Raw genomic sequence first — 19,994 nt, 5'->3', positions numbered from 1 at the left:
CTCAGTTCCAGTCGAAGCCGCGACGCGCCCACACATAGATAAATGGCACCGCCAGCAGTTCCACGAAAGTCATCATCGCGAGCATTCCGAATTTCCCTTGTTCCACGAAGGAAACTGCCCAAGGGTAGAGGAACACCACCTCGATATCAAAAACAATGAACATCATGGCTGTTAGGTAGTATTTCACGGGGAAACGGGCTTGGTTCCCGCGTCCCGGCGTGGGGTCGCAGCCGCATTCGTAGTTGGCATTTTTTACGCGATCCGGACGACTCGGGCCCATCAATGCACCCGTGGCCATACCGGCAATAGCCATAAAAAGAGCTGCTGCCAACATAATCAGCAATGCTACGTAAAGGTTCATAGCCTCTCCATCTCTTAGCGTCCCAGCGGGCAGCACAGCCCGAGCTCGGACGAGCCTCCTATTCACCCTACAGGTTTTATTGGCGGCGGTCACTTTAGCTGGTTGTGGAGATTTATTTGGCAACATAACGCGAAACTCGAGGATTTTATGTATGAACGAGTAAGATTTATTTAGAAATTATTTTCTTGCATAAATCAAATTTTTGGGTCTTTAGTCCCTAGCGGCTCCGCCCGCGGGTCGGGCGCAGCCGCGAAACCCTCGGCTGGCAAAACCCCGCCGAAGCACTCAATGTTGCACTCACCACTTGACACCGCCTAATGGCAGTGCGAGCCGAATTCTCCCGAGTTAGGACCCAGAACTAAACTTAATCCCGCGACTGAGCCACTAATCGATCTCTAAACAATCCCTGATCGGAGCCAGCTTCGCTTCGGTCTCAGCAAATTCCGTTTCCGGATCCGAATCGGCCATAATCCCCGCTCCCGCCCAAGCCACCAGGCTCCGTTTCTCAACCTGGGCACAGCGCAGTGCCAAAGCCAGTTGCCCCCCGCCGCGGGCGTCGACCCAGCCCACCGGTCCGGCATAGCGCCCCCGACTTGGCTCGTGGCTCTTGATGAACTCCACCGCCGCCCTCCGCGGCAACCCTCCCACCGCGGCCGTGGGATGAATCGCTTCCAACAGGTAAAACAGGGTCTTATGAGGGGGAATCACCAGGGAAACATCGGTCGCGAGGTGAGTAAGATTCGGGAGATTCAACAAGTACGGGCCAGCAGTTTGCAGCTCCACCTCGAGGGCGTCCAGGGGCTCAGTAACGGAGGCTACAGCCACCTCGTGCTCATGAAGATTTTTTCGCGACTCCAAGAGGTTGATGTTCTCCCCTGGGCTTGCTGTCCCCGCCAACACTCGCGCATGTGCCCGATTGTCCCGCGCCTCCAAAAGCATTTCCGGCGTTGCTCCCACCAGGCCACCTATCGAAAATATCCAACAACTCGGATATTTTTCTCCCAACAGCTCAGCCAATCGGGAGGAAATCTCCTGGGGGTCTGGCTCTCCTTTTAGGGAATATTCAACGCGCCTGGCCATGACGATTTTTTGGGCTTCCCCCGCTTGGATGGCGGCTACTGCGGCGGCCACATTTTCTTCGTAGGCGGTACGGCCCGTTTGTTTCGGGGCGTGTACTGGGATCGGGGTACGCGGAGGTTGCCGAGATGCCTTAGCAGCATCCCGCCAGGCCAGAGCCTCGGCGCGGAGACTCGCGGCGAGTTCAGGAGTCGGAGCGTGGGCTTGATAGGCTACCGTGAGCCAAGAGCCGCGATCATCCCTTCCAAAGAGAAAACGCGGGACTTCGAACACTGCTGGGGTTTCCGGAGAGAACCCGAAAGAAGCAAAGGCGATAAGTCCAGTTCCGGGGTGCTGGAGCGGGTCGTCAACCTTCGCGTGTTTGCTGACGAGGAACCAGGCCGCTCCGGCTTTCCCGAGGGCGGGATTTCCCTGGTAGGACCACGCCGGGTTCACGTTGGAACCGGCGAGAGTGAGGGGCTCCCCCGTGGATTCCGGGGAGTGGAAATAAAAACCAGAGGTAGGAAGCGGTTTGGGGTCTATTTCTCGGGTTTCAACGCAAAGCACCAATCAATCTTATACGAGCCCCATTATTTCCGGCGCGAGGCTTCAACGTACCCGAATAACCGCACCCCGTACCTGAATAACCACGCTGAATCTAAAATAAGCTTAAAATTATTTACCACTCGGCATATCAATACTGGTAGTGCGACTGATTGAGTAAAGTAGAACATAGATATTTCCTAAAGCTAGCCTCCGTTTGGGTTATTCAGGTACACCCTGTGGTTATCCAGGTACACCCTGAAAGATTAACCTTCCTTCGGCAGTGCCACCGCCCACTCCGCTAGGATGGATGCTATGCGTGCAAATCTCGATAAAAACCCCCATGACGTGAAATCCATGTTCAATGCCGTGGCGAAACACTATGATCTCGTGAATTTCCTCGCTTCCTTGGGCCAGGAAAAATTTTGGCGTCGCCACGTCGCGAGGGCGGTGGTGACTCGCCCGGGGATGCGCATCCTCGATGTGGCCGCCGGCACTGGAGCCTCCTCCATCAAGTTTGTTAAAGCGGGCGCGGAAGTTGTCGCCGCCGACTTTTCAGAAGGGATGATTGCGGAAGGTCGCCGCCGCCACCCCGAGATTGACTTCCAACAGGCCGACGCGATGAACCTCCAGTTCGAAGCTAATTCCTTTGATGCCGTAACCATCAGTTTTGGACTTCGCAACGTAGCCGACCCCGACAAAGCACTGGCCGAGTTCTACCGCGTGGTTCGCCCCGGCGGGCACGTCGTGATCTGCGAGTTTTCCCGTCCTACCTGGGCGCCATTTCGCACGCTCTACCAGTTCTTTTTGGCGCGCATTCTGCCCCCGATTGCCAAACTGGCATCATCCGATGCGGTGGCGTACGACTATCTCACTGAGTCCATTCTGGCTTGGCCGGCCCAACGCGAGTTCGCGGCGCATCTCAAACAAGCCGGTTTCGAGCGGCTGCAGTTGAAAAATCTCACCGGCGGAATCGTGGCGCTCCACCGCGGCTACAAGCTGAAATAAAGGATTGCCCCTACCCTGGTTTGTTGCGGCTAGTCAGGGGTTTAGTGGGGACGGTCCCACTTCGCTCCGGCTGTGCTTACGCAAAATCCAAAATCGCCCCCGGACATGGTGACTGTCTAGATTCAACAATTCGCGTTTTGGGAGAGCCGGAAGCTCTTCGAGCCACCCGAAGGTGGCTCGAAGAGCTAGATGAAGAGAAGATTACTGCGCCTGGAGCGTGACGGAAACTTTCATTTCCTTATCTCCGCGCACGATTTCGAGTTCGACGGTGTCCCCGACTGCGTGCTGGCGAACCCAGCCTACGAGGGACTCCGAGCCTTTCACGGGTTTACCGTCGAGGCCGACAATAATGTCACCGACCTTAACTCCCGCTTTTTCGGCAGCGCCACGGGGAACCATTTCTTGGACTTTCGCCCCGAGACGGGAGACATCCTTGACAGTCGCAATGTCTTCGCTCACCGTGATTCCGAGCGCGGCGTGAACCGCCTCGCCGTGTTCAATAAGCTGGGTGGCGATCATCTTCGCCTGGTTGACGGGGATAGCGAAGCCCAGACCGATGGAGCCGGCCTGGCCTCCACCGAGACCTGAGCCGGAGGAGAGGCTGGCGATTGAGGAAGTCACGCCGATAACCCTTCCCTTCGCGTCGAACAGCGGGCCGCCGGAGTTGCCGGGGTTCACCGCCGCGTCAACCTGAATGGCATTGGTGGTCACCTTGTCGTTCACGACCGGAGCGTTGCCACTTCCGGCACCGTTTCCGGATTCGCCGCCAAGATTGTTCCCGAACAGGTCACGCAAATCAAAAAGCTGGTCGCTGCGATTGTTCTGGTTGCCGCCTTGCACCGCATCCACCCGAACTGGACGATCCAAAGCGGAGACAATGCCGGTCGTGACAGTCGAGGACAGCCCCAGCGGGTTTCCAATCGCGACCACGGATTCACCGACCTGGAGTTTGGAGGAATCCCCGAGCGCCACTACCGTGAGGTCTTTTGGCGGGTTTTCCATCTTGATGACAGCCAGGTCGGTCAAGACGTCCCGACCCACGATTTCCGCCTTGTAGAGTCGCCCGTCAGCCAGTTCCACCGTAATCTGGCCATTTCCACCAGCGGCGCCGGCCACCACGTGGTTATTCGTCAAAATGTGGCCGTCAGAGTCGATGATAGAGCCGGATCCTTCGTCGCCGCTAGAACCGGTGCTGACCATAATGGCCACCACCGCGGGACGGACGGCGTTGGCGACCGCCTCCCAATCGGGATTCTGGGAAGTCGAGTTTGCCACCGGCGCGGGGGTTGTCACGCCCTTGTCCTCCGGGCTAAACAGGGTCGAGTTCGCGGATTCGGCTCTCCCCGGAAGTGCCTCACTGGCGAGGTAGAATCCGCCTCCGGTCACGAGGGACGCAGCCACGGCGATTCCGATGGTGGCGAGCCATCCCGGGCCGCGCCGCTTGGTTTTTTCCGCCGGCTGGGCCCAGGTCACACTGGATTGGAGCGGTTTGGTGCCGGCCATCGGGTCGGAGAATCCCGGCTGACCCCAGAACTGGTTCGCGCCGTACTGTGCCGAGCGGTTTAGGTTCGGCTGGCTGTTCGGGTTGGGTTGGCTCAGGTTTGAGGGGCCGGAAGGTCTTGACTGGCTCGCTTGATTGTCTTGAGCCGATCCCGTCTGGCCGCCTTGACCCGATTCTGTCAGTCCGCCTTGACCCGATTCTGTCAGTCCGCCTTGACCCGATTCTGTCAGTTCACCTTGACCCGCTCCCGCCTGGCTACCTTGGTCCGATCCTGACTGGACGGCGTAACCCGTCCCCGACTGGTTGCCCTGGCTCAGTCCTGACTGGTCATCTTGGTTTTTGGGGGTATCACCAAGGGCCTCCCTTCCCGCAGGGCTGTTTGCTGAAGCTTCCGGCTGGCCAGGAATCGGCGCGCCTTCGGAACTCGGCGCGCCAGGATTCGAAGCCGACGAAAACTCGGGATTACCCGAAGATTCCGGCTGACCCAATCCGGGAGTCTCGCCCGAAGCATCCGAACCGTGAGCCTGAGATTGAGATTGATCGTCCTGGTTATATGACCTTCCATCAGGGGAGGTCCAAGCATTATTTTCGTTCACCATAACTCCTTTATCAATCGCGGGCCGAAGCCCGGAAACAGTTTTAACCTATCCAATCTCTGTCGTGCTACGGAATTTCAAAACTCATTCCAAGGGAGGATTTTCGGGACCGAACCGCGAGGCACGGATTTAGGGGCTCCAAACCTTCAAGACCTGTGTGGTTCTAGGAGACACCACTAACCGCGATAGTCGCTGTCTTGTCTGTAACTCAGGAAATTTTGGCGATTGCTGCCACTATTGCCACTCATGCCCAAAATTTCCTGAGTTACATAACTACCTCCGGGTATATTTCCGGCGCGGTCGGCGAGGAGGTCAACGCGGCCAACCGTGAGCGCGAGGAAACTGCGGCCATTACAGCAAAGGCGCGGGAAACCCAGATGTCCCTGGTGGCGCGCCTTTGCGCTGAGGGCGTCAAGGCCGCTGACATTACGCCCCCCGCAGGGTTTTCACCCACAGCGAACAGCTAGGCCGCGCAAAACGTTGAAAACAAGAACAATTAACGATTAAACAAACCCCGACGCACCGCACGACCACGATACAAAACACGCTGGATTTCCACGGTCGAATCAACGTCACGCACAGCGTAGAAAACCACATAGTTAGCCACCGCAAAACAACGCAAGTCCAGCGGTTCACCGTCATCACCGTTACACTCCTGATGCATCCGCGGAGTGTCTACAAGGAAGCTAACTTTCCACTTGATTTTGTCAATCAAGTCATCAGCGGCATCCGGATTGAACAATTGATTGATGAAATAATCCCGAATTCCGCGAATATCCGCTTTTGCCAAAACGGACACCAGCAGCCGGTAGCTCATGCGCGACGACTCCGGCGCTCATCATCAAGTTCCTTCACAAATTCTTCCCAAGTGGAATAACGCCCCGCAGCAAAGTCATCGCGGCCTTTCTGAAGCTCGGCGCGAAGCTCCGCGGGGCTCAGCTTCGACACATCCGGCACCGGCGGGTTCTCCAACTCCATGTCAAGCAATGCGTCCAGATTCGGCTTAAGTTCTGTACTCATGATTCCCCCTCGCTCACGCTGGTCTCATTTTACCAAGGATTCCTAAAAACGCGCCGAGGCGAGACCCCGAATAGACCCCCGCGCCAGTTGCCAGGGAAAACCAATAGAAGAAGTTCCGCTTTTGCCCCAATCAGCCCACATCAGGCACCAGTCACGGACGCGAGTCAGAAAAGATACTACGAACCAAATAGGTCAGGCACACTTACCGCGCAGCTAGGGCAAAACCACGCGCAAGAGCGAGAGGCCGTTGACCGGTCGCGCCAACGCCGCGCGGAGGTCTCCCAGGTTGCGCACGGTTTCCACCACCCAGCCCGCGGCCGCAGCCAAAGCAGCCGGATCGGGGCGCTGCGGGGTCAAGAACATACGCTCGCGCACCGGCGGGGCAGCTTGGCCATGTTCCAAACCGGCAAAAATCTCTCCCCCGCCGTTGTCCAGCACGATGACCTGGAGATTTGGGGTGGTCTCGAGGCTGCCGTAACTGAGCGCCCCGAGATCGTGGAAGAAAGTCACGTCACCCATGACGGCCCGCACTGCCCTCCCGCTCGCCAAAGCCACTCCCCAGGCGCTCGCGATAGTCCCGTCAATCCCGGCCAACCCGCGGTTCGTGAAAACTCGGCGTGAAAGTCTGGGCTCGTGGATTCTTTTCAAGTCCGGGACTCTGTCCGAGTCAGCGGGGTTTCCCCGCTCCGACGGCAAAACGCCAGAAGTCCCCGCCACCGCGTCGAAAGCCCGAATCGTCAGGGAGGCTCCGAGGAACAAATCAATGTCCTGCTCCGCCTCCCAAATGGCGCAAGCCGCTTGATGAATCCCCCACTCGCGCGTGAGCTCCGCGGCGAGCCGTTCACCTTCCTCCCGCCAGTTTTCAAGCCACTTTCGCGAATTTTCCGTAAGTTGCGAAGCGAAGCTCCCCTGCGCCAACTCACTCATCTTCACGAGCGAGTTCATGCCCTTGAGACGTTTCAACAAGCGGGCAATCGGGCGAGTCAGCGTCGCCCGTCCGATGACTGCGCCACTCGTCACGCCTGAGCCCAGCGCGGTTTCCCCCACAATCCTGCTCGCCGCGCGCACCGCGTTGGGATGGTGGCGCCACCTCCCCGCGGTCGGCTCGGCCAAAACCGGAAGATGACAACTTGTTGCCAGCTCCCAGAGATCGCGTTCCCCCGCCCGCCAGTCGGGGCCGCCCTGGTTGTCGCCGACAATAATGACACTGCCGGTAAAGCCAGGTCCCGCAACGGCATCGGGCGCGGACACAGGCTCGGACGCAGGCACGGGCACAGGCACGGACGCAGGCGCGGGCGCCGGATGTTTGGCCGCGAAAGCCGCCTCCACCTCCGCGGGCACGAGCGGCTCGACAAAACTCACATTCAAGTGAACCGGACCAGGGAATTCGTGTGGCGGAATGGTGGGAGCATCGGCGCAGAGCGGGTCTGGCGAGCTGGGGGGAGTCGCGGAAGCAAACTGCACGGCGGGGTTGGTGGGAGCGTTATGCAAGGGTGTGCTCGACAAACTCCGGCCAGGGTCTGTCGGGGTGTTCCGCAAGGGCCGATTCAAATCGGGTTGATTCGGAGAAAATTCAGCAAGAGCCATCCCGAGATTCGTCGCATTTTCGCGCGAGCCGTTTAATGAAACCTCCACCGCCCGAAGCGCCGCCTCCCGCAAAGCTGCGAGCCCGTCTTCGGGCTGAAGATCGGCTTCGAAGCCAACAAAATTCCTGAACATTCCGGGCTGCCAGGTCGTCTGGTTCGCACCCGTTCCCCGCAGCGAAGCCGGACGATCCGCGCTCACAATCAGGAGCGGCAACTGCGCGTGATACGCCTCCATCACCGCAGGCAGCACATTGCCGACCGCAGTCCCCGAGGTCATGACGACGGCGGCGAGTTTCCCCACGCGGGCGGCCCCGAGAGCCATAAAAGCCGCGTCGCGTTCATCAATGCGCACTACCAGGTCGATGGCCCGAGTCTCGGCGAGTCCAGCCAGCGCATACCCCAGGGGCGCATCCCGCGAGCCCGGGGCATAGTACCAGTTCCGCACGCCCTTGCTGACCAGAATCTCTACCAGTTCCCGCGCGCGCGCCATCGAGCCTGGCAACGGGGGATTATCTGAACACATCTTCGGATTAAGCCTCGAATCTCAAGGAATAGTCCTGGTCGAGTTCGAGAATGTCTCCCGGCTGGACGTTGTAGGGCTCCCCCGATTTAAGCTCGATAATCTGGCCATTCTCGCGGTGGAGGAGGGTGCCGTTTTCCGAACCCAAATCGCTCACGCTGATTTCCCATCCCTCTTGATGAATCCGCAAATGCTGGCGGGAAATCGCCAAAATCGCCGGCGGAGTTTCCAGCGCGGTCACCCCCGCGACTCCGCCGGTTTCGGGAGCGCGCCCCACCACAATGTCCCCCTCCAGCGGGCGCGTCTGGCCGTCGCTGGAGCGCACCCAGCCGAGTTTCGGGTTGGGGACGAGGACGGGTTCATCAAGGGGCCCGCCGCAAACGCGGCACCGCGGGAAATCCGGCGGGTTGTGATGTCCCAGTTCACAGATTCGCACCTCGAAGCGCGGAGTATCACCGGTTTCAACGTGTTTCATAATTCCTTACTTCCCGAGTCGCTTGCTGAATCGGTTGCCGAACCAGTTACCGAGCCGCTTGCTGAAACAACGTCCAGCACCAAAACCGTCACATTATCGAAACCACCCGCCGCTAACGCCGCTTCTACCAGCGATTTTACCGCATCTTCCGGGCGGGAAGCCGCCACGAGCAACCTCCCGATCTCCCCCTCGTCAACCAGGGAGTGCAGCCCATCTGAACAAATCAGGTATCGCCGCGAACCTGGCATACCGGACACCGGAAGAGTCCAAGAATCGATTTCGGGAAGCTCCAGTTGCCCCGCACCGACTGCGCGGGTGATTACCGAACGGTTCGGCATTATCCGCGCCATTTCGGAGGTAATCAGGCCGGCTTCCAGCATTTGGGCCACCTGGGAATGGTCGCGGGTAATCTGGCGCAGCAGCCCGTCCGCGAGTTCGTAAGTCCGGGAATCTCCGACATTCACCACGAGCAAACTCGGTTCTTCAGGCGAAGTCTCAGCAACCGGAGGCTGCGGAGCCTGGGGTGGCGGCGGAGGCGCGCTTTCGACATCAACCGTGGTCTCAACCGTGGTCTTAGCGGCATCAACAGAGTCATCAATAGTGGCGTTCAAGAAGACCAGTCCGGTCAGGGTCGTCCCCGGCGGAGAAATAGAATAGTCCAGATTGGCTTCTGCCAAGTTCATCACTTCCTGACAGGCAGTATCCAAGAGGCGGTGAACCTTTTCCACTCCAAGCTTCCGACCCTCAAAAGGGCGCAACGCTCCCAACAGGGTTTCCGAGGCTTGTTTTCCTCCGGCATGACCGCCCATCCCGTCGGCGACAAGGAAGAAGGGGAGGCTAGCGAGGAAGGAGTCTTGGTTGTCTTTGCGACGCAGCCCGATGTCGGTGGCTCCCGCCCAAGCCAACTTCTCGCCTCGAGAAAGTTGGCCTTCACCAGTAAGAATCTCCATGGCGCCCTCTCGGTTTTTAGTCTCCGACGCCGCCAGCCCTTTGCGGACGACACACTTTACGGTTTAATCCTAGTGCCATTGGGAAAATTTTAGCGATTTCTTCCACGCGTGACCGCCACCTCTGCACCTGTTCCGGGGAAGGAGCCGGCAAATCCAGATTCAGTTCGACCTTTGTGGGAGGAAGTAATTGACCGTCCTCAATTCGCGGTTCTTCAACGAGAATTCCGCCGCGCATAAGCCGTCCGGTCCCGAGTCCGCAAGCGGCCTCCACCTGGAGCGACGCTGCGAGAGACATGCCGGCCAGCAAGCCAACACCGGAGTCCAGCGCGGAGGACACCACTATGAGTGGCCCGCGGTTCTCGGCGGCGCTCGGGGGAAGACGGTTGACGGTGTTGTTTGGCAAGTTGTTGGCGGGATTCTGTTGATTACTGACGGGATTTTGCAAGTTGTTGATGGGATTTCGCTGATTGTTGGCGGGAGTTTGCAAGTTGCTGGCCGGTGGAGCGGATTTACCATTTTGGCCCGTCCCCGTTGGTAAATCCGCAGGTGAGGAGGCTAGCGATTCGGAGATGAGGTTGCGGACGCGGGTTGGGCCACCCAGGGGCATCGCCTTCACTACGGCCGCCGCCAGGCCTGCTGCCATTACCTCCCGTAAGGCGCGCTCGGGGGAGGCGGCTAGGCGGATTGACTCATCGGCAGCAATCGGAGCCACGCCCAACTCTTGCAAAGCCGCCAAATCCGCCAATTTTCGACAGGGCTGCTCGGCGTATTCAAGACCGCCCGCGGCCTCCACCAACCGCGGCAAAGCCTCACGAGCCTCAGAGTTAGTCCAGGCTGCATTCGCGTCCACGCGAATTTTCCCGCTTGCCCCGAGCGCGTCCCGCACCGCTCGCAAACGCGCCACGTCCTCTTCCAGGCTCGCACGCGGGTCTGCGACCTTGACTTTCGCGGTCAGACACCCCGATGTCTCCACCAGCCGCACCGCGGTCGCGGGCTCCACAATCGGCACGGTCACATTTAGCGGCGTCGGCGCCGGAGCGGCTGGCAGTCCCTTGGTGGCCACCGCAAACGCACCCTCAAACCAGCGTAGCGCCACATCGGGGGGATAGTTCCAAAACGGCGCAGCCTCCGCGAGGCCCGCCGCGCCTTGCAAGATGAGCCCGTCACGGGAAGTTATCCCCCGAAACTGCGTGGTCATCGGGATTTCATAGACGTAGGCAGCGGTAATTCCCGCGTCCGCAAGCCATTTTGCGCCGAGACCTGTTGGCTCTAGCCGACCGAGCCGCGCGCAATTTTCCGGTATGGCATTTTCCGGCATAGCGTTTTCAGGCATGTCTCGCCTCGTCGGCGGGGTTCTCCGAGTCGGGGGAGCCCACGTTTTCGGCTTCAGTCAGGTCGTTTCCCTTCTCGGTATTGTCAACAAGGCGGCTGGCATTTGTTGACTCCGCTTCAGCAAACTCGCTGGCCCTTTTTGAACCCGCTCCATCAAACCCGTTCACCCTTGCCGAACCCGCCCCCGAATTCGGCAGCGTCATCGAGGCCACAATCTTCTCCCCGACGTCCGCCAGCGGCCCGAAATCCGCGGCCGCGACCTGGAACGCTGCCACCCACAGCGTGTCCCCGCGCGCGACCGCCCAGCGCTGCTGAGCGCCCTTCCCGCCCGCGAGACGCGTATCTGCCCAGATAGCGGGCGCATCCGCAAACGTCGCCGACCCGACCTTGTTGACCTCCCAACCGGAAGGCACCGCGAGGCGCCGCAGCCACGCCACGCTTTCTGCGGGATTCACCAAGGGGGCGCTCATCAGCAGGAAGCGCGCCCGCGGCCGGAAATCATGCGGGGTATCGACGGCAAAATGCGAGCGAAGCTTCAGACCCGGAACTCGACTGGGCTCCCCCGGGTCGAGATTCAAAACCCAGGTCGCAGGGTAGGCGAGCGAGATTCCGTCGATCATCTGGGTGTCGAAATACTCGAATCCGCGCCGATCCACCTCGCGATCGCGCCGCTCCTGGGCTTTTTCGACGCGTTTGAGGGAATGGAGCGCCTGACCCAGGCGCTCTTCTTGCATCCATTTCGGTTGGAGCCACTGGGGAGCCGGCGCCGGGAAGAAGGCGTAAAGAGCGAGGCCAATCCCGATAAGAACCAGCAGACCCGACAGCGGAATCCCCCACACGCGCCACGGGGAGATGCCGGTGGCGTAGGTGGCGGTCGCTTCGAACAGGGTGATGCCGAGACACATGAGGGTGAGGCCGGGAATCATTATCAAGAGAATCCGGTCTCCCATATCGCCCTTGGCGAAGCCGTCGCGGAGGAATTTGGCTTTCGGGGTGGCGTAAGTGGTCACGGTGAGAGCCACGCCAACCAGGGTCGCAATTAGGAACGTGAAATCCAAGCCGATGTCCTCTCTAACCTAGTGGTTACTAAAAATAATAAGGGTATTCACTCCAGTCTGGCGGGCGTTTCTCCAAGAAAGAGTCCCTTCCCTCGCGCGCCTCATCCGTCCCGTAAGCGAGGCGGGTCGCCTCTCCGGCAAACATCTGCATCCCGACCAGGCCGTCGTCGAGGGCATTAAAGGCATATTTCAACATCCGAATCGCCTGGGGTGACTTTCCAGCAATCTTCATCGCCCAATCCCAGCCGGTTTTCTCCAGGTCTGCGTGCTCGACTGCGCGGTTGATGACTCCCCAGTTCTCGGCTTGTTCAGCCGTGTAGGTCTCGGCGAGGAAAAAGATTTCGCGAGCCTTCTTATCCCCGACCTGGCGAGCGAGGAGCCCCGAACCGTAACCCGCATCGAAAGAGCCCACATTGGCGTCAACCTGCTTGAAACGGGCGTGTTCGCGAGAGCCCAGCGCGAGGTCGCAGACCATGACAAGAGAGTGTCCCCCGCCCGCGGCCCAGCCGTTCACGAGAGCTATCACCGGCTTCGGGGTGGCGCGGATGAGGCGCTGGACTTCCAGAATGTGGAGTCGCCCGTATCTTCCGGCCGCGTCTCGGGGGTCTTCGGATTCAGCAAGGGCCATCTCGGTTTTTAAGCTATCCCCCGACTCCGTCACTGGTGACGGGTCTTTTCGGCTACGTTCACTGCGTTCACTACGCCGCACATCCCCGTCCCCGTTGGCTCCGTCAGTTCCTCCCTTAGGCACCGTCACCTGATACTGATAGCCGTCACGGCCGCGAACTCGCTGGTCTCCGCCACTACAGAAAGCGTAGCCGCCATCTTCGGCAGGCCCATTTCCGGTCAGGAGCACCGCCGCGACCGAGGCGGTCATCCGCGCGTGATCTAGGGCGCGATAGAGCTGGTCCACGGTTTGGGGCCGGAAGGCATTGCGGACTTCGGGGCGGTTGAACGCCACGCGCACGACTGGCGCGGGACTCCCGTCCTCCAGCACACCGCGGTGGTAGGTGATATCCGTCAAGCCTTCAAGCCCGACTTCCCGCCAGCGGGAGGGTTCAAAACAGTCTGAAATCATAATCCCAGCATAGCTGTTCTTGCGGAGCGTGCCCGTTTGCTCCGCTTACTGATAACTAAAACTCCCCGCCGCCAGGAGCTCCACCCAGGTTTGCCCCGGGGCGAGCACAATCGGCGCGCCCGCAACGTCGGTCAGTCTCAGCGGGGATCCCTCGGAGTCCTTATACCACTCGGCATCCATCACTTTCCCGCCGGTAGCCACATAGGCTTGGCCTCCACCTTCGAGGACAGTCTCAGGAACCGGAAAGCCCGCTGCGTCACGAACCGTGGTCTCGATAGTAGTGGTCTTGATGACAACCACATTATCGGCCTGCAACGGAGCCCCCGAGCGTGCCGCGACAGCCATGCCTTCATCGACGCGCTGCCATTTCGACCCATTCCAGTCAAACCGCACTCGCGCGCTCGGGAAATTCACCAAAATCTGCCCCGCCGGAACCCCCGCATCCACTACGGTCGGGTTCTCCCCGTTACGCGCGAAATCAAAGGCCGAATCCGGCTCCGGAACCCCCTCAATCCCGACTTTCTCGAATAGCTTCGGAATCGAAAGATAGAGATTATGCGGCATCCGCCGCCAGTTCACGCGATAAGACGCCCCCAGCGCTTCATCCTCGTTATAACCGCGCAACCCCGCTGCTTTCACTTTGGCCTCGAATTGCGGAACGCCCCCGGAATAAACCAGCATGGCCCCAAAGGGCGCCGCGATTGCCGTGTCCATGGGTCTTACCGAGCGAACCGGTCCGATTTCCTCCGGAGTTTGCGAATGGAAAATCGCATTAAACCGCGTCAGTCCGCCTTCGACCATTTCTTCAAACACAATATCGGCCGACTCTAACCCAGATTGGGGGCGCGCGCTGGCCGTGTTCTCAATCTTCACCGCCACCGCGGGTCGTCGCGGACCCCCATCCGGACGATCCAAACCCGTCAACGGCCAGCTTTCCGCCACGACCGGCCCGGTCTCGACCGCAGGGGCCGTAGCCGCCGGCTTCTCGGGGAGCGAATTCGTGCAGGCTGTAAGCCCGAAAGACCCGAGGAGTCCACAAGTCAGGCCGATAACCGCTAGAATCAATCTTGGATTAGCTGTTTTTCCACGCCGGTCAGGTTCCGTTTGCCCCATTGCAGCGGTATTCTCCCAGGTAGCAGCCATAAATCAACTGTAGCGCGTTCGGAAGGTGAATAGGGTGAGTGACACGTCAAAGCGGGGAGTTCCCGTGCGTTTCCGGGTCATGGCGGGAGGGACGAATCCCGCCTCAGTCGTGAGTTTGGCCGAGGTTCTGAGCGCTTTGATCGAGCCACACCTGACTGCGGAGGAGCGTCGGGTTCGCGAGGGACTGCCCCTGGATGATGACTACGATTGGGGATACCCCGAGGACGCGGAAGGCGCGGTAACGGAGGTAACTTCGGCTCCGCCAGCAAACTCGTCGGGTTCTGCGGGTTCGGTCGCTTCGGCTGAGGGTGCCGAAACCGCCAAGGTAGCTGGTAGTGCCGGTTCCGCAAGTGGCTCTGAAGACGAAGTCGGCAAAGGTCAGCCGGAAGCCTCCGGCACAGCCGGAAGCGAGTCGTCCCTTGTTGAATCCTCTACCCCCCAGTGTGACGAGGTCAAAGAGATCCTCGTCCCCATCGCCGCGGGAGCCGATCCTGCAGAGGCTAAACGCCAGCTCAAAGCCCGTTTGAAGGGTCCCTTGCCGAGCCGAACCGACCTGATTATGCAGACTTCCGGTTCACAAACTGGAACCGGACACCTCGTGGCGCTTTCCGCGGCCGCGCTCGTATCTTCGGCGCGTTCCACCATTGCCGCGCTCGGCGGGCCGGGACGCTGGATTGTGGTGCTTCCCGTCAATCACATTGCGGGCCTCCAGGTTTTGACGCGTTCCCTCATCTCGGGAACGAAGCCGGTCATCGTGGACACCACTAAAGGTTTCAAGCCGCAACACCTCGTGCGCGCGGTGGAGCGCGCCACCAAAGACCCGAAGATTCCCGCCTATATTTCCCTGGTTCCGACCCAGGTTTCCAAGATTCTCGACGAAGGCGGGGAGCCGGTGGAGGCGCTGGCGAAAGTCCGCGCCATTCTCGTGGGTGGAGCCGCGTTTACCCCGTTCTTGGCTGACCGCGCCAAGGCCGCCGGATGGCACGTGGTGGAGACCTACGGGATGACTGAAACCTGTGGGGGTTGCGTCTATGACGGGGTGCCGCTGGTGGGGACCCAGGTGTCTACCGTCGGTGACACCGTGTGGATCAGCGGCACCACCTTGATGGAAGATTACCTCGAAAAACCCGCTGCCGGAGAGGAATCGCCGTGGATCCAGATGGGGCCGCGCCGCTGGTTCAAGACCTCCGACACGGGCCGGATGGAAGGCCCTCGTCTCATTATCCAAGGCCGGACTGATGATGTCATCAACACGGGCGGAGTGAAAGTCCATGCTTCGGCAGTCGAGGAGGCTTCCCGCGCCGTCGCCGGAGTGGGGGATATTTGCGTGGTCGGGCTGCCCGACGCCCGCTGGGGCGAGTTGGTGACAGCGCTCGTCGTACCCGGGCAAGACATTGACGTGGATTTGCTCGCTCCGATGATGGGTTCGCCAGCCTCCCTCGGGATTCGCGGCGTGGATGGAACCGTCTCGGAGCCGGATTCGCTCGCGGCCCGCATTCGGACCGCGGTCACCGCCGAGCTCGGCGCGGCTCACGCCCCGCGGGTCATCGTGATTGTCCAGCATCTGCCCTTGCTGGGTCCCGGAAAGATCGACCGCTCGGAGGCGGCCGCGATTGCCCAACGGGAGTTGTGGGCAGGACGGGCCTGGGTTAGGTAAATTTATCCCTCTTAGTAGTCGTTGCTGGCTTAGATACTGCAAACCTCTGGCTTGCGTAAACGCGGTTCCTTTATTTTTTGGTCGGGCGCACGTCGCGAGACCGGCTCGCGCGAGACAAAAGGGGAAGAGTCCCCTCGAGTTTTGCTATGGTTATAGCAAAACTCTCACCCCTCAGTCTCGCGCTGAGTCCGGTCTTTCGCTCCGCTGCGCCCGTAAGCTCCGCGCCGCCCTAGTTCGCACCTTGTCATCCGCGACCTGCGCCAGCAACGACGCAAAGGACGGGATAAATTCGGGGCGGTAGAGATTCGAGGCAATGCCTAAGAGGTTAGACTTTGTGGCGTGATTGATGTTCTGATGGCACTGTGGAGCCTGCTGGCGATTATTGCCGCGGGATTCGTCTTAGCGAAAGTAGGGTTGGCGCCGGCTGGCTCCGATACGGCGATAACGAAAGTCTGTTTTGCGCTGCCGCTGCCGGCCATGATTTTTCAGGCCGTCCAGCCCGCCCACATCTCCGAGGTGTTTTCCAAGGGGCTCTTGGTGAATGTCCTTGCTGCCACTGCCCTTTTCGCTGTCTACTACTTCCTCGCAATCCGCTTCTTTGGCCTTCGCGACGGGGAGCAGACCATCGGCGCGCTGGCCGCCTCCTATACCAACGCGGGCAATATCGGAATCCCCTATCTGGTGGCGATTACAGGCGACCCCACGCTCGCGGCGGCGATTATGCTGTTCCAGCTCGGGGTGATGATGCCGGTGTCGTTTTGGCTGCTTGGCCGCCAAACCGACCAACGCAACAACAGGTTAAACTCGAAGATTGCCGGGGTTAGTGACGTAACTCGGGAGAATTTGCCCATCAGTGGAAATAGTGGCAGCGATGGCAAAAATCACACGAGTGACGGAACAGACTCAAAGATGAACCCTCAAAAAACCCCCTCGAAACTCCACTTTGCGCTCGCCTCTTTTCGGGCTTCACTCGTTCCCGTCATCAAGCAACCGCCACTATATGGCCTCGTCATCGGCCTGATTTGGGGCGCGACCGGCCTCCCCGTTCCGGAAGTCATCCACGCTCCGGTCAATATGCTCGCCACCGCAGTCGTCCCGATGCTGATGCTCGCGGTCGGGATTAACGCCGCGCGCTCCACCTTCAAGGAGATGGGCTCTGAACTTCCGGCGCTTTCTACCGCGGTGGTTTTCCGCGTGATTTTGAGCCCTTTAGTGACTTACGGGCTCTGCCTGGCCTTCGGGGTGAGCGGCAAGATGCTCTTGGCTTCGATGGTGGTGGCGAGTTTTCCGACCGCCAACAATGTCTTTGTCTATGCCATGAAGTTCGGTGCCGGATCGAGGCTGGCCGCGAATGCGATGATTGTGACGACTTTATTGTCTTTCCCGATTGTTACGCTGGTGGCTTTGCTGTTCCGGTAGAGGGTTCCGCGATATCTGGGCCCGCGTTGGGGGCGTTTCGCTGAGAGCGGTGAGTGGCAAAGTAAACAATCGAGGCCAGCAAATTGCTGACCTGAGAGATGAGGCCGTAAGCCAGCGGGAAAATCCAGGCGGTGGGGTTCCAACCCGTGATGTACCCCCAGGGCGCGAGAAAAGCGAGGGCGGGGATAATGAGCCAAAGAATCGACCAGCCATTGCGGACCCCATCAATCACCGCCAAAGTCACGCAAGTCAGCGGGATGATGGTATAGAAAATCAGCAGGATGGTCATCATCCCGCCTTCATCCCCCGCGCTTTTCATTACCGGCACAAGGATTGCCGGAAGCAGCGCAATCACGAGGAACAGGATGCCGAGAAGAGCCCAGGTGGACGCGGTTTTGAATCTCATACTTTTAAGCTAGCACAGTCCTAGCGCTTATACCCCGACAACCGTTGGTGAATGTGGCTCCGCGGAGGTCCTTTGCCAGCATATTTTTGAGATAAAAACGGGCTCGCGGGGCAAGCCGCGCGACTATCAGTTAAGATAAAGACCGTGGGTAGAGTCGTGCTTTTTCTCCTGTGGGTTGTTCTGACCCTGTATGCGCTGGTGGATTGTATTCGGACCCCGAGTGATTCCATGCCGGGGAAACTCCCGAAGGTGCTGTGGATTTTACTGATTCTTTTGATTACGCCCATCGGGCCGATTGCGTGGATTGTAGTCTCGCGGGTGGCTGCCGCGGAGGCGAAGGGCGGGCGTTTTGAGCCGAGTATTTGGTCCAGCAAAGACCACGTCCCGATGTCTTTTGGTCGGCAAAAGAAGTCGGACACGCCCCGAGCCCCCGATGACGATCCGGAGTTTCTCGAGGAAGTTTCGCGCAAACTGCGCGACAAGCAGCGTGAGGAATACCAGCGTAAACAGCGCGAGGCCGAGGATGCCGCTAAAAATGAAACGCCGCCTGCGGGTTCGGAGGACTCTGACGATTCCGAAGATTCTAAGGATTCCCCGCAATCTCGAGAAAAACCCGAAGCCGATTCTCCTGGCGGTTCAAACGCTTCTTCTCAGTAATCAGTAAAACGACTGACTCCTCAAACGCTACGCCAAGGGTGTCGGCTTCGAGTGCCTACGTTCGTCGCGCCACTTGGAGCCGCCCCCACGACTTACGCTCGAACCCGCCTACTACACGGATTTCTCGGAAGGCTCCGGTTTCTCGAGGGAAGAATCGGTGCTGGCTCGCTCCGCGGGAGACGCCGTGGCCTGCTTGGACTGGCGGCTGTTGATTCGCGCTTGTTCAGCCTCGTTGAGCTCGTGAATCGTTGCCTCCGCCCGCAAGCGTTCGGCCTCGGCGGCCTCGCGAACCTGCTCCTCGCGGGTGCGCCGATCCACCTTGACAGCCTCTCCGGTCTCGTCGTCGATTCCGTCGCCGTTCTTGTCGCGTTTACGCTGTTTGTTTCCCAGAACGGGCCCATCCCCCGGTCTTAAGAAGACATCAATCCACGCGGTTCTCGCGTCGGCATCAATAAATATCGCCTTGATGAACAGCGTCATCGGGACGGACACAACCGCCCCGAGCGGCCCCAGCACTGCCGACCACACCATCAAGGACAGGAAGGAAACGGTCCCGTTCAGGCCGACCGCCGATCCGGCGAACCGCGGCTGGATGAAGTTGAACACCGCGAAAGATATCACGATGAAACACACTGCCACGCCGATGGCCGGCCCGACCCCGCGGGTGACCAAAACCATCAAGACTGGCGGAATCATCGAGACAATGAAGCCCACTGCGGGAATGTAGTTCGCGACGAACGCGAGAATCCCCCAGGTAATCGGGGTGGGGACTTGGAAAATATACATGACAATAATGTCGAGAATCGCGACTCCGGCACCGAAAACCGTCGCCATGATGAAGTACATCCGCGCGCCGCGGGAGAAATTCCGCAAGGAGATGGCCAAACCCGGCGCGTAGGAGGCGAGTTCGGCCCCGCGGCGGCGCACCACAACCAGGTCGCCGACGAGGAAAATCGCCACCATGACGAAATAGAACGTTGTCGTTCCCGCCCCGCCGAGGGAAGTGGCAAGGCCTCCCGCGAAGGAAGTGATTCTTCCGAGATCAACCTGTTGTGCGGGGTTGGTCACGGAGGAGGTATCAATGTCGAACTTGTTACCCAGTGTTTCAAGATAGTTGATGCCGTTTTGGTAGAGGTCTTGAAACTTGTCCTGGTAGCGGGGAAGTTCCGTCGTGACAGCAGTGAGCGCTCCGGCGATGAGACCCGTCACCCCGAGCATGATAGCGAACATGAGGACAATGTTTAAGATGGCAGCCAGGGCGGCGGGAACATTGTGGCGGATCATCCATTGAGAAATAGGGTATAGCGTCAAGGCCATACATAGCGCGAGGAAAGCTGGAGTAAAGACAGGGGCGATAATCCCGAGACCTGCCACTACCGCGAAAAGTCCAGCAATCCCAAGCGCGTAGCGCATTCCGGCCGGCCAAGCGGCCAGTCCGGCAGAGTCGGCAGCCTCGATGGCGGTGACTTCATCAAGGGTTTTCGAGTCAGCGGCTTGCCGTTGGGCGGCTTTCGCCGCTGCCGAATCTTTGGACCGAGCGGCGTCAACGGCGCCGAGTGCTATCTTTTTAAGCTTATTTCCGATTCCCACCACGCCAGTTTATCCCAAATCTTCACCAGTGATCTACC

The 19,994-nt window shown here is 59.5% G+C and carries 19 protein-coding genes; 5 read left to right on the top strand and 14 right to left on the bottom strand.

Annotated elements, in window-relative coordinates:
• Window position 1: 1 nt before the first annotated feature.
• Both ndhC and FYJ63_RS01930 read right to left on the bottom strand, forming a co-directional pair.
• Window positions 2-361 (bottom strand): NADH-quinone oxidoreductase subunit A, encoded by a 360-nt coding sequence (gene ndhC, locus FYJ63_RS01935; protein WP_154543271.1) that lies wholly within the window; start codon window positions 359-361, stop codon window positions 2-4.
• 384 nt (window positions 362-745) lie between these two features.
• Window positions 746-1,984: an isochorismate synthase gene (locus FYJ63_RS01930; protein WP_338106782.1), complete on the bottom strand. Its 1,239-nt coding sequence runs from the start codon at window positions 1,982-1,984 to the stop codon at window positions 746-748.
• A 291-nt stretch (window positions 1,985-2,275) separates the two neighbouring features.
• Between FYJ63_RS01930 and ubiE the strand changes: the two genes are divergently transcribed.
• Complete coding sequence (gene ubiE / locus FYJ63_RS01925) at window positions 2,276-2,968, top strand: bifunctional demethylmenaquinone methyltransferase/2-methoxy-6-polyprenyl-1,4-benzoquinol methylase UbiE (RefSeq protein ID WP_154543267.1); 693 nt, start codon at window positions 2,276-2,278, stop codon at window positions 2,966-2,968.
• 201 nt (window positions 2,969-3,169) lie between these two features.
• On the opposite strand, the gene FYJ63_RS01920 is transcribed toward ubiE, so the two are convergent.
• Entirely contained in the window at window positions 3,170-5,068 is a 1,899-nt protein-coding gene (locus tag FYJ63_RS01920; RefSeq protein ID WP_154543265.1) for a trypsin-like peptidase domain-containing protein, read from the bottom strand.
• 194 nt (window positions 5,069-5,262) lie between these two features.
• Between FYJ63_RS01920 and FYJ63_RS01915 the strand changes: the two genes are divergently transcribed.
• Window positions 5,263-5,532 (top strand): hypothetical protein, encoded by a 270-nt coding sequence (locus FYJ63_RS01915; protein WP_154543263.1) that lies wholly within the window; start codon window positions 5,263-5,265, stop codon window positions 5,530-5,532.
• Window positions 5,533-5,561: 29 nt separating this feature from the next.
• Here the strand turns inward: FYJ63_RS01915 and FYJ63_RS01910 are convergent, their stop codons facing one another.
• From FYJ63_RS01910 to FYJ63_RS01870, 9 genes are all read right to left on the bottom strand, one after another.
• Window positions 5,562-5,882: a type II toxin-antitoxin system RelE/ParE family toxin gene (locus FYJ63_RS01910; RefSeq protein ID WP_154543261.1), complete on the bottom strand. Its 321-nt coding sequence runs from the start codon at window positions 5,880-5,882 to the stop codon at window positions 5,562-5,564.
• Window positions 5,879-6,085: a hypothetical protein gene (locus FYJ63_RS01905; protein ID WP_154543259.1), complete on the bottom strand. Its 207-nt coding sequence runs from the start codon at window positions 6,083-6,085 to the stop codon at window positions 5,879-5,881. The genes FYJ63_RS01910 and FYJ63_RS01905 overlap by 4 nt, the downstream gene beginning before the upstream one ends.
• A 213-nt stretch (window positions 6,086-6,298) precedes the next feature.
• On the bottom strand, window positions 6,299-8,194 hold the full coding sequence (locus FYJ63_RS01900) for a thiamine pyrophosphate-binding protein (RefSeq protein ID WP_154543257.1): 1,896 nt from the start codon (window positions 8,192-8,194) through the stop codon (window positions 6,299-6,301).
• Between the two features lie 7 nt (window positions 8,195-8,201).
• Complete coding sequence (locus FYJ63_RS01895; protein ID WP_154543255.1) at window positions 8,202-8,666, bottom strand: FHA domain-containing protein; 465 nt, start codon at window positions 8,664-8,666, stop codon at window positions 8,202-8,204.
• Window positions 8,663-9,616, bottom strand: coding sequence for a PP2C family protein-serine/threonine phosphatase (locus FYJ63_RS01890; protein ID WP_154543253.1), 954 nt, complete (start codon window positions 9,614-9,616; stop codon window positions 8,663-8,665). The genes FYJ63_RS01895 and FYJ63_RS01890 overlap by 4 nt, the downstream gene beginning before the upstream one ends.
• Window positions 9,617-9,632: 16 nt before the next feature.
• The gene (locus FYJ63_RS01885) at window positions 9,633-10,949 is read right to left on the bottom strand and encodes an enolase C-terminal domain-like protein (RefSeq protein ID WP_229769864.1); all 1,317 of its coding nucleotides are present in this window, start codon (window positions 10,947-10,949) and stop codon (window positions 9,633-9,635) included.
• Window positions 10,942-12,006, bottom strand: coding sequence for a hypothetical protein (locus tag FYJ63_RS01880; protein ID WP_229769863.1), 1,065 nt, complete (start codon window positions 12,004-12,006; stop codon window positions 10,942-10,944). The genes FYJ63_RS01885 and FYJ63_RS01880 overlap by 8 nt, the downstream gene beginning before the upstream one ends.
• Before the next feature lie 28 nt (window positions 12,007-12,034).
• Window positions 12,035-13,084, bottom strand: a complete 1,050-nt coding sequence (locus FYJ63_RS01875) for a 1,4-dihydroxy-2-naphthoyl-CoA synthase (RefSeq protein WP_154543251.1) — start codon at window positions 13,082-13,084, stop codon at window positions 12,035-12,037.
• A 45-nt stretch (window positions 13,085-13,129) separates the two neighbouring features.
• Window positions 13,130-14,197: a DUF3048 domain-containing protein gene (locus tag FYJ63_RS01870; RefSeq protein WP_229769862.1), complete on the bottom strand. Its 1,068-nt coding sequence runs from the start codon at window positions 14,195-14,197 to the stop codon at window positions 13,130-13,132.
• A gap of 109 nt (window positions 14,198-14,306) precedes the next feature.
• Here FYJ63_RS01870 and FYJ63_RS01865 point away from each other — a divergent pair, with 109 nt between their 5' ends.
• The gene (locus tag FYJ63_RS01865) at window positions 14,307-15,884 is read left to right on the top strand and encodes an AMP-binding protein (protein WP_154543315.1); all 1,578 of its coding nucleotides are present in this window, start codon (window positions 14,307-14,309) and stop codon (window positions 15,882-15,884) included.
• 339 nt (window positions 15,885-16,223) lie between these two features.
• Window positions 16,224-17,303, top strand: a complete 1,080-nt coding sequence (locus FYJ63_RS01860) for an AEC family transporter (protein ID WP_154543247.1) — start codon at window positions 16,224-16,226, stop codon at window positions 17,301-17,303.
• Here FYJ63_RS01860 and FYJ63_RS01855 read toward each other — a convergent pair.
• Window positions 17,275-17,709, bottom strand: a complete 435-nt coding sequence (locus FYJ63_RS01855; RefSeq protein ID WP_154543245.1) for a hypothetical protein — start codon at window positions 17,707-17,709, stop codon at window positions 17,275-17,277. The two genes, FYJ63_RS01860 and FYJ63_RS01855, sit on opposite strands and share 29 nt — an antisense overlap.
• A 144-nt stretch (window positions 17,710-17,853) precedes the next feature.
• Here FYJ63_RS01855 and FYJ63_RS01850 point away from each other — a divergent pair, with 144 nt between their 5' ends.
• Window positions 17,854-18,366: a PLDc N-terminal domain-containing protein gene (locus tag FYJ63_RS01850; RefSeq protein WP_338106780.1), complete on the top strand. Its 513-nt coding sequence runs from the start codon at window positions 17,854-17,856 to the stop codon at window positions 18,364-18,366.
• A gap of 111 nt (window positions 18,367-18,477) precedes the next feature.
• Here FYJ63_RS01850 and FYJ63_RS01845 read toward each other — a convergent pair whose 3' ends face one another.
• The gene (locus FYJ63_RS01845) at window positions 18,478-19,956 is read right to left on the bottom strand and encodes an AI-2E family transporter (RefSeq protein ID WP_338106779.1); all 1,479 of its coding nucleotides are present in this window, start codon (window positions 19,954-19,956) and stop codon (window positions 18,478-18,480) included.
• Window positions 19,957-19,994 lie beyond the last annotated feature (38 nt).

This window comes from Mobiluncus porci (assembly GCF_009695935.1).
GTDB lineage: Bacteria > Actinomycetota > Actinomycetes > Actinomycetales > Actinomycetaceae > Mobiluncus > Mobiluncus porci.
This window is presented reverse-complemented; position numbering and strand designations above follow the sequence as displayed.

Excerpts from the sequence above, each read along its gene's own strand:
- FYJ63_RS01900 (WP_154543257.1), bottom strand. The coding sequence starts at position 8,194 with ATGTGTTCAGATAATCCCCCGTTGCCAGGCTCGATGGCGCGCGCGCGG.
- FYJ63_RS01885 (WP_229769864.1), bottom strand. The coding sequence starts at position 10,949 with ATGCCTGAAAACGCTATGCCGGAAAATGCCATACCGGAAAATTGCGCG.
- FYJ63_RS01890 (WP_154543253.1), bottom strand. The coding sequence starts at position 9,616 with ATGGAGATTCTTACTGGTGAAGGCCAACTTTCTCGAGGCGAGAAGTTG.
- FYJ63_RS01870 (WP_229769862.1), bottom strand. The coding sequence starts at position 14,197 with ATGGGGCAAACGGAACCTGACCGGCGTGGAAAAACAGCTAATCCAAGA.
- FYJ63_RS01855 (WP_154543245.1), bottom strand. The coding sequence starts at position 17,709 with ATGAGATTCAAAACCGCGTCCACCTGGGCTCTTCTCGGCATCCTGTTC.
- FYJ63_RS01875 (WP_154543251.1), bottom strand. The coding sequence starts at position 13,084 with ATGATTTCAGACTGTTTTGAACCCTCCCGCTGGCGGGAAGTCGGGCTT.
- ndhC (WP_154543271.1), bottom strand. The coding sequence starts at position 361 with ATGAACCTTTACGTAGCATTGCTGATTATGTTGGCAGCAGCTCTTTTT.
- FYJ63_RS01895 (WP_154543255.1), bottom strand. The coding sequence starts at position 8,666 with ATGAAACACGTTGAAACCGGTGATACTCCGCGCTTCGAGGTGCGAATC.
- FYJ63_RS01910 (WP_154543261.1), bottom strand. The coding sequence starts at position 5,882 with ATGAGCTACCGGCTGCTGGTGTCCGTTTTGGCAAAAGCGGATATTCGC.
- ubiE (WP_154543267.1), top strand. The coding sequence starts at position 2,276 with ATGCGTGCAAATCTCGATAAAAACCCCCATGACGTGAAATCCATGTTC.
- FYJ63_RS01920 (WP_154543265.1), bottom strand. The coding sequence starts at position 5,068 with ATGGTGAACGAAAATAATGCTTGGACCTCCCCTGATGGAAGGTCATAT.
- FYJ63_RS01905 (WP_154543259.1), bottom strand. The coding sequence starts at position 6,085 with ATGAGTACAGAACTTAAGCCGAATCTGGACGCATTGCTTGACATGGAG.
- FYJ63_RS01865 (WP_154543315.1), top strand. The coding sequence starts at position 14,307 with ATGGCGGGAGGGACGAATCCCGCCTCAGTCGTGAGTTTGGCCGAGGTT.